The organism is Staphylococcus sp. Z5-21 (assembly GCF_056529615.1).
Window position 1 is genome coordinate 1,158,847 of sequence record NZ_CP096462.1, and the last position, 16,148, is coordinate 1,174,994.

General features: G+C 33.1%; 19 protein-coding genes and 2 other annotated features. Of the genes, 18 read left to right on the forward strand and 1 reads right to left on the reverse strand.

Features of this window, described 5'->3' with window-relative positions:
• Positions 1-6 precede the first annotated feature (6 nt).
• Positions 7-249, forward strand: a binding site (T-box leader).
• A 42-nt stretch (positions 250-291) separates the two neighbouring features.
• From M1D64_RS05735 to M1D64_RS05760, 6 genes are all read left to right on the forward strand, one after another.
• On the forward strand, positions 292-2,922 hold the full coding sequence (locus tag M1D64_RS05735) for a valine--tRNA ligase (RefSeq protein ID WP_002483080.1): 2,631 nt from the start codon (positions 292-294) through the stop codon (positions 2,920-2,922).
• A gap of 11 nt (positions 2,923-2,933) precedes the next feature.
• A complete protein-coding gene (locus M1D64_RS05740) occupies positions 2,934-4,208 on the forward strand; it encodes a bifunctional folylpolyglutamate synthase/dihydrofolate synthase (protein WP_011302935.1) in 1,275 nt (424 codons plus the stop codon).
• A 382-nt stretch (positions 4,209-4,590) separates the two neighbouring features.
• Positions 4,591-5,409: a squalene/phytoene synthase family protein gene (locus M1D64_RS05745; protein ID WP_041079985.1), complete on the forward strand. Its 819-nt coding sequence runs from the start codon at positions 4,591-4,593 to the stop codon at positions 5,407-5,409.
• Between the two features lie 231 nt (positions 5,410-5,640).
• Complete coding sequence (locus M1D64_RS05750; protein ID WP_075339795.1) at positions 5,641-6,351, forward strand: prepilin peptidase; 711 nt, start codon at positions 5,641-5,643, stop codon at positions 6,349-6,351.
• On the forward strand, positions 6,348-7,028 hold the full coding sequence (radC, locus tag M1D64_RS05755; RefSeq protein ID WP_041080563.1) for a RadC family protein: 681 nt from the start codon (positions 6,348-6,350) through the stop codon (positions 7,026-7,028). Before M1D64_RS05750 ends, radC begins: the two co-directional genes overlap by 4 nt.
• 76 nt (positions 7,029-7,104) lie before the next feature.
• Positions 7,105-7,386: a hypothetical protein gene (locus tag M1D64_RS05760; protein WP_011302939.1), complete on the forward strand. Its 282-nt coding sequence runs from the start codon at positions 7,105-7,107 to the stop codon at positions 7,384-7,386.
• A 356-nt stretch (positions 7,387-7,742) separates the two neighbouring features.
• On the opposite strand, the gene M1D64_RS05765 is transcribed toward M1D64_RS05760, so the two are convergent.
• The gene (locus M1D64_RS05765; protein ID WP_011302940.1) at positions 7,743-7,922 is read right to left on the reverse strand and encodes a hypothetical protein; all 180 of its coding nucleotides are present in this window, start codon (positions 7,920-7,922) and stop codon (positions 7,743-7,745) included.
• Between the two features lie 149 nt (positions 7,923-8,071).
• On the opposite strand from M1D64_RS05765, the gene M1D64_RS05770 reads away from it, so the two are divergent.
• The 12 genes from M1D64_RS05770 to queA all read left to right on the forward strand — a co-directional run bounded on the left by M1D64_RS05770 (position 8,072) and on the right by queA (position 16,135).
• On the forward strand, positions 8,072-8,530 hold the full coding sequence (locus M1D64_RS05770) for a DUF4930 family protein (protein ID WP_011302941.1): 459 nt from the start codon (positions 8,072-8,074) through the stop codon (positions 8,528-8,530).
• Between the two features lie 70 nt (positions 8,531-8,600).
• On the forward strand, positions 8,601-8,759 hold the full coding sequence (locus tag M1D64_RS05775) for a hypothetical protein (RefSeq protein ID WP_002483086.1): 159 nt from the start codon (positions 8,601-8,603) through the stop codon (positions 8,757-8,759).
• Between the two features lie 390 nt (positions 8,760-9,149).
• The gene (gene mreC, locus M1D64_RS05780) at positions 9,150-9,992 is read left to right on the forward strand and encodes a rod shape-determining protein MreC (RefSeq protein WP_037538318.1); all 843 of its coding nucleotides are present in this window, start codon (positions 9,150-9,152) and stop codon (positions 9,990-9,992) included.
• Positions 9,992-10,510, forward strand: coding sequence for a rod shape-determining protein MreD (gene mreD, locus M1D64_RS05785; RefSeq protein WP_002483088.1), 519 nt, complete (start codon positions 9,992-9,994; stop codon positions 10,508-10,510). The genes mreC and mreD overlap by 1 nt, the downstream gene beginning before the upstream one ends.
• A 35-nt stretch (positions 10,511-10,545) precedes the next feature.
• Positions 10,546-10,619 (forward strand) — a sequence feature (ribosomal protein L21 leader region).
• A 13-nt stretch (positions 10,620-10,632) separates the two neighbouring features.
• Positions 10,633-10,941 (forward strand): 50S ribosomal protein L21, encoded by a 309-nt coding sequence (gene rplU / locus M1D64_RS05790; RefSeq protein ID WP_075339794.1) that lies wholly within the window; start codon positions 10,633-10,635, stop codon positions 10,939-10,941.
• Between the two features lie 2 nt (positions 10,942-10,943).
• On the forward strand, positions 10,944-11,264 hold the full coding sequence (locus M1D64_RS05795; RefSeq protein WP_002483090.1) for a ribosomal-processing cysteine protease Prp: 321 nt from the start codon (positions 10,944-10,946) through the stop codon (positions 11,262-11,264).
• Positions 11,265-11,275: 11 nt separating this feature from the next.
• Entirely contained in the window at positions 11,276-11,560 is a 285-nt protein-coding gene (gene rpmA, locus M1D64_RS05800) for a 50S ribosomal protein L27 (RefSeq protein WP_002483091.1), read from the forward strand.
• Between the two features lie 131 nt (positions 11,561-11,691).
• Complete coding sequence (gene obgE, locus M1D64_RS05805) at positions 11,692-12,987, forward strand: GTPase ObgE (RefSeq protein WP_037538322.1); 1,296 nt, start codon at positions 11,692-11,694, stop codon at positions 12,985-12,987.
• Positions 12,988-12,998: 11 nt separating this feature from the next.
• Positions 12,999-13,454, forward strand: coding sequence for an ACT domain-containing protein (locus tag M1D64_RS05810; protein ID WP_002483093.1), 456 nt, complete (start codon positions 12,999-13,001; stop codon positions 13,452-13,454).
• Positions 13,455-13,466: 12 nt separating this feature from the next.
• Entirely contained in the window at positions 13,467-14,069 is a 603-nt protein-coding gene (ruvA, locus tag M1D64_RS05815; RefSeq protein ID WP_041080565.1) for a Holliday junction branch migration protein RuvA, read from the forward strand.
• Positions 14,070-14,102: 33 nt separating this feature from the next.
• Positions 14,103-15,107, forward strand: coding sequence for a Holliday junction branch migration DNA helicase RuvB (ruvB, locus tag M1D64_RS05820; RefSeq protein ID WP_002483095.1), 1,005 nt, complete (start codon positions 14,103-14,105; stop codon positions 15,105-15,107).
• Positions 15,108-15,109: 2 nt separating this feature from the next.
• Positions 15,110-16,135 (forward strand): tRNA preQ1(34) S-adenosylmethionine ribosyltransferase-isomerase QueA, encoded by a 1,026-nt coding sequence (queA, locus tag M1D64_RS05825; protein ID WP_041080566.1) that lies wholly within the window; start codon positions 15,110-15,112, stop codon positions 16,133-16,135.
• Positions 16,136-16,148 lie beyond the last annotated feature (13 nt).

Here is a 16,148-nt window from a genome sequence, read left to right on the forward strand (position 1 = left end):
AGTAAATAAATATTGTCTACTGGGAAGAGTAAATAGGCTTGAATTTAACAGAGAGTACAAGAATGCTGAAAATGTACAATTTAACTTATTGAAGGTAGCCCACATTGAACTTTAACTGAACACTAATCATATGAAGATATCTGTTTAATAGGTTAAAGCGTGCTTGAGCGTTAATCATGTAATTAAGTGCTTGAAATTAGTTTGTAATTTCTTGAATTTAGGTGGTACCACGGAATATCCGTCCTATTTTGATAGGGCGGATATTTTTATTTTTAAGGAGGATTTTAACACATGGAAATGAAACCAAAATATAATCCAAGGGAAGTTGAGTCTGGACGTTATGACCAATGGGTAAACAGTGGATATTTTAAAGCAAAAGATGATCAATCTAAAGAAACATATACAATCGTTATTCCGCCTCCAAATGTAACTGGTAAATTACATCTTGGTCATGCTTGGGATACAACATTACAAGATATATTGACACGTATGAAACGCATGCAGGGTTACGATACCTTATATCTGCCAGGCATGGATCATGCAGGCATTGCGACACAAGCTAAAGTAGAAGCAAAATTAAATGAACAAGGTTTATCTCGACATGATTTAGGAAGAGAAAAATTCTTGGAGCAAGCATGGGACTGGAAAGAGGAATATGCAAACTTTATCAGACAACAATGGGCTAAACTTGGTCTTGGTCTAGATTATAGTAGAGAAAGATTCACATTGGATGAAGGTTTAAGTAAAGCAGTTAAAAAAGTATTCGTTGATATGTACAATAAAGGCTTGATTTATCGTGGCGAATATATTATTAATTGGGATCCTATTGCGCGCACGGCTTTATCTGATATTGAAGTTATACATGAAGATGTGCAAGGCAAATTTTACCATTTTAAATATCCTTATGCAGATGGTAATGGTTATATTGAAATTGCAACGACGCGTCCAGAAACGATGTTAGGTGACACTGCAATTGTGGTTAACCCGAATGATGAACGTTATAAAGACGTAATAGGTAAAACAGTTATTTTACCTATTGTAGGTAGAGAATTACCAATATTGGCTGATGAATATGTAGATATTGAATTTGGTAGTGGTGCGATGAAAGTTACACCTGCGCATGACCCAAATGATTTTGAAATAGGTAATCGACATGATTTAGAGCGTATTATTGTCATGGATGAATCAGGTAAGATGAATGACAAAGCTGATAAATACCAAGGCATGGATCGTTTTGATTGTCGTGAACAATTAGTAAAAGATTTAGAAGCGGAAAACCTAGTCATTAAAATTGAAGAGCATGAACATTCAGTTGGTCATTCTGAGCGTTCTGGTGCAGTCGTAGAACCTTATTTATCTACGCAATGGTTCGTTAAGATGAAACCACTTGCTGAACAAGCATTAAATAACCAAAAAACAGACGACAGAATCGATTTTGTTCCAGCCCGCTTTGAAAAAACATTTAATCGTTGGATGGAAGAAATTCGAGATTGGACAATATCTAGACAACTTTGGTGGGGGCATCAAATTCCAGCATGGTACCATAAGGAAACTGGTGAAATATTTGTAGGTGAGCATGAACCAGAAGATATTGAAAACTGGGTACAAGATGAAGATGTCTTGGATACTTGGTTCTCCAGTGCTTTATGGCCGTTTTCTACACTAGGCTGGCCTGATGTCGAAGCAGATGACTTCCAACGTTATTTCCCAACAAATGCTTTAGTGACTGGTTATGATATTATCTTTTTCTGGGTAGCTAGAATGATTTTCCAAGGATTAGAATTTACTGGAAAACGTCCGTTCAATGATGTATTATTACATGGATTGGTTCGTGCGGAAGATGGCCGTAAGATGAGTAAATCGCTCGGTAATGGTGTTGACCCAATGGATGTTATTGATGAATATGGCGCTGATAGTTTACGCTATTTCTTAGCCACAGGATCGTCACCAGGTCATGATTTACGTTATTCTACTGAAAAAGTGGAGTCTATATGGAATTTTATTAACAAAATTTGGAATGCTGCGAGATTCAGTATTATGAATATTGGTGAAGACTTTACGGTAGAACAAGTTGACTTATCAGGTGATTTATCACTTGCTGACAAGTGGATTTTAACTCGCTTAAACGAAACAATTGAGAATGTAACGGAATTAAGTGATAAATATGAGTTTGGTGAAGTAGGCAGAACGTTATATAATTTCATATGGGATGAATTCTGTGATTGGTATATTGAAATGAGTAAGATACCAATGAATGGTGAAGACGAAGCACAGAAACAAATCACGCGCTCTGTACTTACTTATGTACTAGATAATACGATGAGAATGCTACACCCATTCATGCCATTTGTGACTGAACAAATTTGGCAAAATTTACCTCACGAAGGTGAAACAATTGTTAAAGCTGCTTGGCCAAAAGTAAACGAAGCGCTTGTTTTTGATGACAGTAAAGAAACAATGCAGCAACTCGTTGAAATTATAAAATCTGTGAGACAGTCACGCTTAGAAGTGGATACACCTTTATCTAAGGCGATTCCAATTTTCATTAAAGCAAAAGATGAAAATATTAAAGAAACATTGTTGAATAATTCAAATTATATAGATAGATTTTGTCATCCAAGTGAATTAACGATTGATACAACAATTGAAATTCCTGAAAAAGCAATGACATCTGTAACGACAGCCGGTGAAGTTGTACTTCCATTAGAAGGTTTGATTGATATGGATAAAGAGATTGCACGTTTAGAAAATGAACTTTTAAAATGGGAAAAAGAGCTAGATCGAGTAAATAAAAAATTAGCAAATGAAAACTTCGTCAATAAAGCACCTGAAAAAGTGATTAATGAAGAACGTGAGAAAAAGCAAACCTATCAAGAGAAATATGATGGTGTTAAATTACGAATTAATCAATTAAAAGCATAGGAGTCCTTAAGATGAATTACCTAGATAGCTTATATTGGATACACGAGCGAACTAAGTTTGGTATAAAGCCAGGCGTCAAACGCATGGAATGGATGCTAGAGCGCTTGAATAATCCACAATTTAATATAAATGGTATTCATGTAGGTGGTACAAATGGTAAAGGATCGACCGTTTCATATTTGAGATCAGCACTTGTTGATAACGGATATGAAGTGGGCACATTCACTTCACCATTTATCGAGACCTTCAATGAACGCATTAGTTTAAATGGGAATCCAATAAGTGATGATGAGATTGTTGCACTCGTTCAACACGTCAAACCCGTCAGTGAAGCATTAGAAATAGAAACAGAACTTGGCACTGCTACCGAATTTGAAATTATAACAACAATGATGTTTTTATATTTTGGAGAAATTCATCCAGTAGATTTTGTTATAGTCGAAGCAGGATTAGGTATTAAAAATGATTCGACTAATGTATTTAAACCAATATTATCAATCCTTACAAGTATTGGGTTAGATCATACAGACCTTTTAGGTGATACTTATGTAGATATCGCGAAAGACAAAGGCGCTATCGTTAAACCTAATACACCTGTTATTTATGCCGTGAAAAACGATGAAGCACTTAAAGTGATTAGAGATTATGTTGAGCAACAAGAGGCTGAAGGCATCGAATTAGATCGCGATATTAGTATTATTTCAGAAGATGAAGAATTTACTTATCGCTATAAAGATTATGAATTAGAAACACTACTTCTGAATATGGTCGGTGAACATCAAAAAGAAAATGCAGCTCTAGCGATTACGGCATTAATTGAATTAAATGAAGATGGTATCGTTGATTTAGATTTCAATAAAATGATAGATGGTATAGAATCCGTAAGTTGGACTGGTAGAATTGAACAAGTAAAAGATCAGCCTTTAATGATTATGGATGGAGCGCATAATGTAGAAAGCGTAGAAGCGTTAATTAGCACAATTAAGCAATATTACAACATAGAAAATATAGATATCTTGTTTTCAGCAATTAAAGGAAAGCCCATCAATGCCATGGTAGATCAACTTAAAACGATTGCATCGACATTCTATATTACTGATTTTGATTTCCCGAAAGCCTTAACAAAAGAAGAGATTTTTGAAGACGTCAGATACGATCAAAAAGCACTTGTTGATGATTATGTTAAGTTTATAGAAACTTATGAGGGTGAAGGTTTAATCATTACTGGCAGTTTATACTTTATTAGCGAAGTAAAATCTAAAGTGAATTTTAATGAGAGCAATTAGGACATAAATGATGCATATATTAAAGTATAGCAATATGTCTAGTTATATGAGCTTGAGTTTAATACTACCTAAACTGAAACTTATTCGTAAGTGCTACTAAAATTCTATATGGTTTACTAATGTTAAAGTTCTTTAGTGAAGCGTAACTTTAAGATTAACAGGCTGAGACATCATTGATGTTTCAGCCTGTTGTTGTTTTAGTTTCAATGATATACGTGTGAGGTAATATATTATTATGAAGAAAATATGTATTTATGATAGAAATTCAACGTAGTAAACGGGCGCTAAGCGTATTGAATTTCGTCTAAAAATGAAACATATATTTCCTATTTAAATTTGGTGTTATATGATAGTATTTACAAAGGGGAGGTATGAGAATAAAATGGCAGACAAGAAATTCCCAAAAGATGCAATGCGAGTTTTAAAAGAGACAAGCCGAACTTTTTATATACCGATTACTTTTTTAGAAAAAGAATTAAAGCATACGGTAGCTTCTGCGTATCTCGTATTACGAGCAATAGATGAAATTGAAGACCATGAAGCATTAAGTAACGATATGAAATACAATATGCTCATGCAAATAAGTGAATTATTTAAGGAAACATTCGACGAGGATAAATATTTACAAATTTTAGCGCCTGTTAAAAATGACATGCCTGAAGTTACAATACGATTAGGCGAATGGATAGATGCTTGTCCAGAACATACGAGAGCTGTTGTATTAGAGGCTTCAAGTGAGATGGCGTATGGTATGGCAAAATGGGCGAAAGTCAATTGGGATATCCATACTAAAGCGGATTTAGATGACTATACATATTATGTTGCAGGACTTGTTGGTGTGATGCTTTCACAACTTTGGGATCTTTGCGCTGGCGTTAAAACAGACCGAGATTTAGCTATAGGATATGGTCGAGGTTTACAAGCTGTAAATATTCTGAGAAATCAACATGAAGATTATGAAGAACGAGGCGTAAGTTTTGTTCCAGATGATTGGGACAGAGATGACTTGTTCGAATATGCTGAAGATAATTTAGCTAAAGCTGATGCTTATATGAAAGACATTAATAAAAAGACAATATTATTATTTTGTCGCTTACCATTGGCACTTGCACATAAATCGCTTAAAGCGATGAAAAATGGACGTGAAAAAATATCACGTTCTGAAGTAGAAGAAACAGTTGAAGAAATACAAAAAGATTAATGATGCATTAAAAATGTCTCAGTTAGAATTAATAAAGAAACAGCAATCAAATTTATATTTGATTGCTGTTTCTTTATTTTAGTGAGTATATACAAACTATTGCTAATTATAACTTTCATTTCAGAACAAAAAATAAATTTAAATTTAAGATTATATTAATATTATCTGTTTTTGTTAATTTTGTTATTTAATAAATAAATTATTTTATAATGAGTGATAGGAGGTGCTTAAGTGTTTCTATTGTTTTTAATTTGCCCTATTTTATTTAGTTATTTATATCAGTTAAGTTTTGTAGAGAAGCTTGATTTGACTTACTTTAAATTACGTTCGCATTGCGATTATTGTTATCGACAACTTCGAATTTATGAAATGATCCCGATATTTAGCTTTTTATTTCAAAGAGGTAAAACGACATGTTGTAATAAACAACTCAATCGTTGTTATTTCGTTGGTGAAAGTCTTGCTTTATTACCAGTATTTTTTGTACTACAATATAACACTTTATTAAACATAGATTATTCCACTTTTTTACTCATTTATTTATTCTTACTTGTGCTTGCACTTTATGATATTGCTACCTTTTCAATCCCCTTACATATGCTGTTTATTTTTACATTTTGTATTTGTGTTATAGTACCGATACATTTCATTTCTTTTTTACTCGTAAGTAGTTTACTTCATTTAATATATTTCTTTTGTAATAAATCAATTGGATACGGAGACATTCTTGTCTTCTCTGTATTAGCATTAGCACTGCCGTTTTCTTTATTTAGATACCTTTTTTTATTTACTTTTATTATCGGTGGCGTATTTGCGTTATTTCATTTCATATTTTTTAGAAATACCAAACAGTGTGTACCACTGATTCCTTTTATCTTTCTTGCATTTAATCTCACAATCATATTCCAACAAAGTATAAGCTACGGAGTGAAGTTCTTATGAAAATAAATGATCTTGCAAATCATCAAAAACCCAGGGAGCGTATGTTAAATTATGGTGCCTCTCATCTATCACATGCTGAATTACTAGCAATTTTAATTAATACTGGTAGAAAAGGATATTCTAGTTTAGATATTGCGAATGAATTACTTAAATCTATTGTGAATTTAAAAGAATTAAAGCATCTATCAATTAATGATTTAAATAAAATCAAAGGCGTTGGACTATACAAAGCACTCACTTTAAAAGCTGCTTTTGAATTAGGTGAACGAATGCATTCTGGAAGTGTTGATGATAAAATTCAAATCAATAGCCCTAAAGATGTAGCAGACTTTATGATGGGGAAAATGGAACATTTAACTCAAGAAAAATTTATAGCGTTATTTTTAAATTCTAAGAATATCATTATCAAGCAAAAAACAATTTTTATGGGGACATTGAATAGTGCTATTGTGCATCCTCGAGAAATCTACAGTGAAGCAGTTAAATGTGCAAGTAATGCAATTATTGTCCTCCATAACCATCCTTCAGGCGATACTACACCATCACTAGAGGATATTAAAACTACAGATAGATTACGAGAATGTGGAGATATATTAGGCATACAATTATTAGATCATGTCATTATTGGTGATCATACATATTTAAGTATGGTTGAAGAAGGTTACTTTGACATATAATAGAATGTCTAATTTCAATTTTTTGTTATAAAATAGATGAGGTATAATGAAATAGTTAACTAAGGAGGGAGAATGTTTGGGGATTTTATTTTTAATTGGGCTATTAATTCCAGTTGTATATTTAATGCAACTGACAAAAAAGAAAGTAGCTATTAATTTGAAACGGACAATAAATACAATTGTCATCTCGATCATTAGTGTTTTAATAGTAACCATTTTATTTATTGTCTTTAATCATGCGAAAATTGAGATATGGCATACTGTTATCAGTGCAATCATTGTATCAATCGTATGGGCATTATTATTAAGCGCGTGTTATTATGTTTATCAAATACTTTCTAATAATGTAAAAAAATAAGTTGTTTCTTTTAAATATAGTAATAGTTGATGTACGACTGAATTAAGTATGATTAAATTTTAACCATGAATGCATTATAAAAATAATTTGATGTAGAAAGCTAAAATCAAAATTTCGATTAATCATTTCATGCTCCAATTCAAGAATGGATGACAATGTTACGGTTCATCTATAAACTAAAGCGCATGCAAAACCATCGCTAATTTTGAGTTAAAAACAGTTTTATAACGTAGAGATGTTTATCACTATGCATTAAAAAAGCCTGAGGCATCTATTCATGCCTCAGGCTCAGATTATTCACATGCATCTTACTCAAATGAATCTATTCACTGTTTTCCAATTTCATAAATATTAATTTAATTTATAAAGTTGAAATAGTAGTTAAAATGATCCATGATCCAAAGAATTCCTTGATATCCTAAGTAGATACATAATACAATGATTCCAATATATATTAAAACTCTTAATAAAGATAAACCTACTCTAAATAATAGTATAACCAAGAGGGCAAGCAGGATTATAGATAAAATATTCATTCTATGTTCACTCCCTTTGCTTTTAATTGTACTATGAATTGAATGACTATTCATCAATCTATGGGGAACTTTTTAAATACTACTTCAGACTGATGATTTTTTATGGGTAAAATTTTATAATTTAACATGACTTAATAGGAGGATGGTTCATGCGTTTTATATTTAGCATCATTAAAAATATTGTAGCAATTATAGCAATCGTTATTATTGTATTCTTTGCGCTTAAATATGCACCTTTTTTAAAAGACCAACAATGGAATCCAGTTAGTAACGATGAACCATCTGTAAACCATACGCAAACGAAAAAAGATTTAGCTGGAGGTCAACGTTATACTGTTAAAGATAATGATATATTGAATAACGTGCCACTCAGCCAAACTAAAAATGTTTTTGATTGGATAGATAAAAAAGAATTCATGTCTGTATCTGGCATATACAGGATGGGATACAGTGATGATTATTTAGCTGGTCAGCGCGGAGATGAATTTATTATTTATAAATTTGGCTCAGATTCAATCAGAGTATATAGAACAGAAATAGAGATGGAGCAAGATTTAAACCAACTGGGTGAACATATAGAACTATTACCACCTTCAAGCTACGAGTAAGGCGTTTGAATTCTATGCTAAAATGCGTTAGCCTTATATAAGTAAAAACGTTAAAGGTTGGTGTCTAATTATGAGTGAAGAAAAATCTAATGATAAAAAAGTAGATGAGCAAGCTAAAGCACAAAATCTATTTGCACGTTGGAGAAAAGAAGAAACATTATATAAAGAAGATGAAAAAGAAGCCGAAAAGAACGCTAACACTGAAACTTCAGAAGAAGATAAATCATAATATTTAGTTCATAGGTAATTAAGTCTGAAACCAAAACGTTTCAGGCTTATTTTATTATAATGTAACGACTTTTATTTGTTTGAATTGTAGTTTCAGATTTGAACAATGAGTGGGTAACTATACTATGTTTTATATAGATAATACGTCTTAGCACTTTATTTATTTAATATCGATCATTTTAATACACTATTCACGTTGAAAATTGTTATAATACAATGTATCGTTCTCTTATATATTAATTAAAAGTAGTTTGTTAAAGTTTGTATTAATAGAATACCTAAACAAAAAGAACTGATTTGAAAATTATTGAGGTTCGTGCTTTATTTCAAACTATGAGTAATATAAAATGATAGAAGAACATAAAATAGTCGTGTAATAGAGGTGTTTAGGTTGTCAAAGTTTTTTAAAAACAACAAATTGATTGTTATTTTGTGTGCAATCATTGTGTTTATTGCCTTAATAGGCGTGTCTTTACGTTCGCAATCGCAATCACCGGTAGAACAATACGTAGGGGATTCTGTAGCGTTTGGACAAAAAGCGGTAAGTTATCCTGTGCAATTTGTGACTGGATCAATTAATAATCTATTTTCAAACGATGGTTCAAAAGAGCAATCGAAAAAATTGAAGCAATTAGAAGCTGAAAATGAAAGATTAGAAAGTGAAAATAAAAAGTATAAAAAAGAATTGGATATTGAAGATATATCTAAGTTTGAACCCATCTCTAGTACGGTTTTATCTAGGAATCCAGATCAGTGGATGAATACATTAATCATTAATCAAGGGTCTAAAGATGGCATTCAAGATAATATGGCTGTCATGACATCAGAAGGCTTAGTTGGTCGTATTTCTAAAGTTAATCAATTTTCATCTCAGGTTGATTTGATTTCAACCAATACACGTGCCAATCGATTATCAGTAAATATCCAACACGATAGTAAAAATGTCTTTGGTTTAATTGATCATTATGATTCGAAAAGTGAAGAATTAGTAATTACTGATATTAATAACAAAGATAGCATTAAAAAAGGAGATAAAGTTGTTACGAGTGGTTTAGCGGATCAACTACCTAGCAGTATTTACATAGGAGAAGTATCTAAAGTTGAAAATGATGAGTATGGGCTATCGAAAGAGGTTCGAGTTAAAACGGCAGCTAATTTATCAGACTTAAACCATGTTTATGTAGCTAAAAGAGATCCTAAGACGATACCTGACGATGGAAGTGGGGATAATTAATGCGAGCTTTATACTACTTTCTAATCGGTATAGTTTTATTCTATATTGACACAGTTATTGGGTTAGTCATTCCAATGCAAATAGGGGATAAGGACATTGTTTTTGTACCTCATTTGATGCTTATGTATTTACTATTAATTTGTGTTTACAGAAGCTTTGGTGTTGCTATGATTTTAGCTGCTGTATTTGGAATAGTAACGGACCTTTATTTCGGTAGTTTTTACGGATTATATTTATTTGGCTTCATTTTATTTGTTGTCATCATGGACTTTTTCTTTAAAACGTTTTATAGAGATAACACGATGCTATTTATTACGGTTTGGTTAAGTACGATATTCTTAGAAATATACGTTGCAATCATTTATAGTATATTAGGTTTAATTGCATTTAATTTTATAGACTTTATTGTTTTCAGACTAATACCAACACTAATATTAAATTTCATTTTATTAGTGATACTATATCCAATTATTACTAAATTCTTCAGAAAAGTACAAATGAAGATTGACAGTAAGTAATCGTAATGCTAAAATGCAGTAGTTGAGTAGTTTTTAGCTACATACAACCGCTCGGATTCAGGTTAAAGTACATGTATGTCACCTGAGTTTGGCGTGACTTAAATTATTAGGAGGTGCAAAGTATGTTTGCTATTATTGAAACAGGTGGAAAACAAGTTAAAGTTGAAGAAGGACAAGAAATCTTCGTTGAGAAATTAGATGTTAACGAAGGTGATTCATTTACTTTTGACAAAGTATTATTTGTAGGTGGAGATGCAGTTAAAGTTGGTGTGCCAACAGTTGAAGGTGCTTCAGTTACTGCTACAGTACAAAAACAAGGTCGCGGTAAAAAAATCACTGTATTCACATACAAACGTCGTAAAGACTCAAAACGTAAAAAAGGTCATCGTCAACCTTACACTAAATTAACAATCGACAAAATCAACGCGTAATCATGATTACTGTTGATGTTACATTGAACGATGCCGGTCAAGTAACTGATGTTATCATGGATGGTCATGCAGAACATGGCGAATATGGACATGATATAGTTTGTGCAGGCGCATCCGCAGTTCTCTTCGGAAGTGTTAATGCTATAATGGGATTAACAAGTGAGAAGCCCGACATTGATTACAATGATGACGGTGGACATTTCCACGTTAGAAGTGTAGACACTACAAATGAACAAGCGCAATTAATTCTTCAAGCAATGCTCGTATCATTGCAAACAATTGAAGAGGAATATAAAGAAAATATTAGACTAAATTATAAGTGAGGTGCAAGCATATGTTAAAATTAAACTTACAATTTTTCTCATCTAAAAAAGGACTTGGTTCTACAAAAAACGGTCGTGACTCAGAATCAAAACGTTTAGGAGCTAAACGTGCTGATGGTCAATACGTTACAGGTGGTTCTATTTTATTCCGCCAACGTGGTACTAAAATTTATCCTGGTGAAAATGTAGGTCGTGGTGGCGACGATACATTATTCGCTAAAATCGACGGCGTTGTTAAATTTGAACGCAAAGGTCGCGACAAAAAACAAGTTTCTGTATACGCAGCAGCTGAGTAATTTTTGTCATCGTTAACACCAGAAGTGATCACTTCTGGTGTTTATTTTTTGTCTTTATTTTCTAGTTAATGAGATAATGATATAATAAAAAAGATATAGAAGTTTAAAATTTGAAAAAAAGAGGTGAAATCATGTTTGTTGATCAAGTTAAAATATCGCTTAAAGCAGGCGATGGTGGTAATGGTATTACAGCTTATCGCAGAGAAAAATATGTACCATTTGGTGGGCCAGCCGGTGGTGACGGTGGAGATGGCGCGTCTATTATATTTGAAGTTGATGAAGGCTTACGAACTTTATTAGATTTTAGATACCAAACACATTTCAAAGCTAAAAGAGGGGACGGTGGTCAAAGCAGCAATATGCACGGTAAAAACGCTGAACACCTTGTCTTGAAGGTACCACCAGGCACTATTATTAAAAGTGCAGATTCTGAAGAAGTATTAGCAGATTTAGTTGAAAATGGCCAACGTGCCGTTGTAGCTAAGGGGGGACGTGGAGGACGCGGAAACTCTCGATTTGCGTCACCAAGAAACCCTGCGCCTGATTTTAGTGAAAACGGAGAACCTGGCGAGGAAATTGAAGTAACCTTAGAGTTGAAATTACTTGCGGATGTTGGACTAGTAGGTTTTCCGAGTGTCGGTAAATCAACATTGTTATCTATCGTTTCTAAAGCTAAACCTAAAATTGGAGCATACCACTTTACTACAATTAAACCAAATTTAGGTGTAGTATCTACTAAAGATCAAAGAAGCTTTGTTATGGCTGACTTACCAGGTCTGATTGAAGGTGCTTCCGAAGGTGTTGGATTAGGGCATCAATTTTTAAAACATGTTGAACGTACTAAAGTAATCGTACATATGATAGATATGAGTGGTTCTGAAGGACGAGATCCCTATGAAGATTATAAAGTAATTAACGAAGAATTAAGCGCATATGAACATCGTTTAGAAGAAAGACCACAAATAGTGGTAGCAAATAAGATGGATATGCCGAATGCAGAAGATAATTTAGCTTTATTCAAAGAAGAAATAAACGACGATTCAGTACACATTATACCGCTTTCTACATTTAAGCATGACCACATAGATGAATTACTTTATGCGATTGCTGATAAATTAGAAGCAGTTAAAGACATTGACTTCAGTAAAGATGAGGAAGAAGATTTAGGTGTGAATAGAGTTGTTTATAAACATACGCCTAGTCAAGATAAATTCACTATTACTAGAGATGATGATGCTGCATACGTTGTTAGTGGTAAGGCAATTGAAAGAATGTTCAAGATGACTGATTTCAATAGTGATCCAGCAGTACGTCGTTTCGCACGTCAAATGCGCTCAATGGGTATTGATGATGCTTTAAGAGCACGTGGTTGTAGAAATGGTGATATCGTGAGAATTTTAGGTGGAGAATTTGAATTTGTTGAATAGGAGTGCATAATATGGACAAAAAAGATTACAAAAAGTTTTACTTAATTCGTGAGGATGTATTACCTGAATCTGTTGTGAAAACTTTAAAGATAAAAGAAGTCTTAAAAAATGATCCATCACTGTCCATATTTGAAGCTGTTAAGCAATTTGATTTATCAAGAAGTGCATTCTATAAATACAGAGATACGATATTTTCAATTGATGAAAAAATCGAATCAACAAGAGAGTTTACGTTGATATTATACGTAAATGATATTGTAGGCATGTTAGCAGAAGTACTGAATACATTATCGAATTTAGATTTATCTGTCTTGACAATTCATCAAAGTATACCGATGGAAGGTAGAGCAACCATCACACTTTCATTGGATGCTACAAGTACCGATTTAGAGATTGATGATGTAATGGAAGCATTAAGAATCGTTGATCATGTTTCTAAAGTGGAATTAATTAGTATGACTATATAAGGAAGTGTATTCATGTACGCATATATTAAAGGCACATTAACTGAATTAAACCCTACACACGTAGTTGTTGAGGCTTCAGGTGTTGGTTATGAAATACAAACGCCAAATTCTTATCGTTTTCAGAAATACATGGACCATGAAGTGGTTGTACATACATCACTTATCGTGCGAGAAGATGCACAATTGCTTTACGGTTTTATAAATCAAGAAGAAAAAGATATGTTTTTAAGCCTAATTAAGGTAACTGGCATCGGACCTAAATCAGCATTGGCTATACTCGCAAGTAGTTCACCAAACGATGTCAAAATAGCAATTGAAAATGAAAATGATGCTTACTTAACAAAATTTCCTGGCATAGGCAAAAAAACAGCGAGACAAATTGTATTGGATCTTAAAGGCAAGGTCCAAATTAATGATGTAGACAGTAGCCAAATTTTAAATATGGATACTCAGGACCACGCTAATGCACCGATTATTAAAGAAGCTTTGCTTGCTCTAGAAGCTTTAGGGTACTCTAAGCGAGAATTAACAAAAGTTGAAAAATCATTGAGTAAAGAAACATTTGACTCAGTAGACGATGCGGTTAAACGAGGCTTACAATTACTTATAGCATAAATATACAATTATATTTAAAAAGGGGGTAAAAAAATGGATGATAGAATGGTTGATCAATCTATGCATGATGAAGAATCTTCATTTGAGTTATCTTTAAGACCAACGAAACTACGCCAATATATTGGACAATCTACGATTAAGTCAAATTTAGAAGTGTTTATTAAAGCTGCCAAAATGCGACAAGAACCGTTAGATCATGTTTTATTATTTGGTCCCCCTGGTTTAGGTAAAACAACATTATCAAATATTATAGCCAATGAAATGGAAGTAAATATCAGAATCATTTCAGGCCCTTCTATAGAACGGCCGGGTGATTTGGCTGCAATTCTTTCAAGTTTACAACCTGGAGATGTGCTATTTATAGATGAAATTCATAGATTGAGTAGCGTTGTTGAAGAAGTATTGTATCCGGCGATGGAGGATTTCTTTTTAGATATTGTTATTGGTAAAGGTGAGGAAGCACGGAGTATTAGAATTGACTTACCGCCTTTCACGCTAATTGGTGCCACAACAAGAGCTGGTAGCTTAACTGCACCATTACGAGATAGATTTGGTGTACATTTAAGACTTGAGTATTACCAAGAGCTTGAATTAAAAGAAATCATCGTACGTACGGCAGAAGTTTTAGGCACTTCCATTGACGACGAAAGTGCAATTGAGTTAGCGAAACGTAGTCGTGGTACACCAAGAGTAGCAAATAGGTTGTTGAAACGCGTGCGTGATTTCCAACAAGTCAACGAAGATGAATTAATAAGTATTGCCACAACAAGAGCTTCATTACAATTACTTCAAGTTGATGATGAAGGTTTAGATTATATTGATCATAAAATGATGAATTGTATTTTAGAACAATATAAAGGTGGCCCTGTTGGCTTAGATACGATTGCAGTTTCGATTGGTGAAGAACGTGTAACTATCGAAGATGTTTACGAGCCATTTTTAATTCAAAAAGGATTTATAGAACGTACACCAAGAGGTAGAAAAGCGACACCTTATGCATTTGAACATTTTAGCAAGAAGAATGGAAAGAAGGAATAAGTTTGGATATTGAAGCATTTGATTATCACTTGCCTGAAGCATTAATTGCACAAACACCTCTGAAGAACAGAGATGAAAGTAGATTGCTAATTCTTGGCAGACAATCTGGTAATATTGAACATAAACATTTTAAAGATGTCACAGATTACCTTAATGAAGGGGATACACTTGTATTAAATGATACAAGGGTTATGCCAGCACGTTTATTTGGAATGAAAGAAGAAACAGGTGCTAAGGTAGAAATGTTAATGCTTACTCAAATCGAAGGCAATGATTGGGAAGTATTATTAAAACCAGCTAAAAGAATTAAGGTTGGTAACAAATTGACCTTTGGTGAAGGGAAAATCATAGCCGAATGCATTGAAGAATTGGATCAAGGTGGTCGTATCATGCGATTGCACTATGATGGTATCCTTCAAGAGCGTTTGGATGAGCTAGGTGAAATGCCATTGCCACCATATATTAAAGAACGGTTAGATGATCAAGAACGTTATCAAACTGTATATGCTAAAGCATCAGGGTCGGCAGCAGCACCCACTGCAGGATTGCATTTCACAGATGAATTGTTAGAACGTATTAAAGCTCAAGGTGTAAATATAGCTTTTATTACATTACATGTAGGTCTAGGAACATTTAGACCAGTTAGTGTAGATAATATCGATGATCATGAAATGCATAGTGAATATTATCAAATGGATGAAGCTACAGCAAACCTTTTAAATAGTACAAGAGACAATGGTAATCGAATTATTTCTGTTGGTACGACTTCTACAAGAACTTTAGAAACAATTATGCAATCAAGCGATAGATTTGTCGCTAAAAGTGGATGGACAGATATTTTTATCTTCCCTGGATTCAATTTTAAAGCAATTGACGGATTAATTACCAATTTCCACTTACCAAAATCAACACTCGTTATGCTTGTGTCTGCTTTTAGTTCTAGAGATTATATCATTAATGCTTACAATCAAGCTGTAGCTTCAGAATATAGATTTTTTAGTTTTGGAGATGCAATGTTAATTATTTAGGGAATGAAAGGGG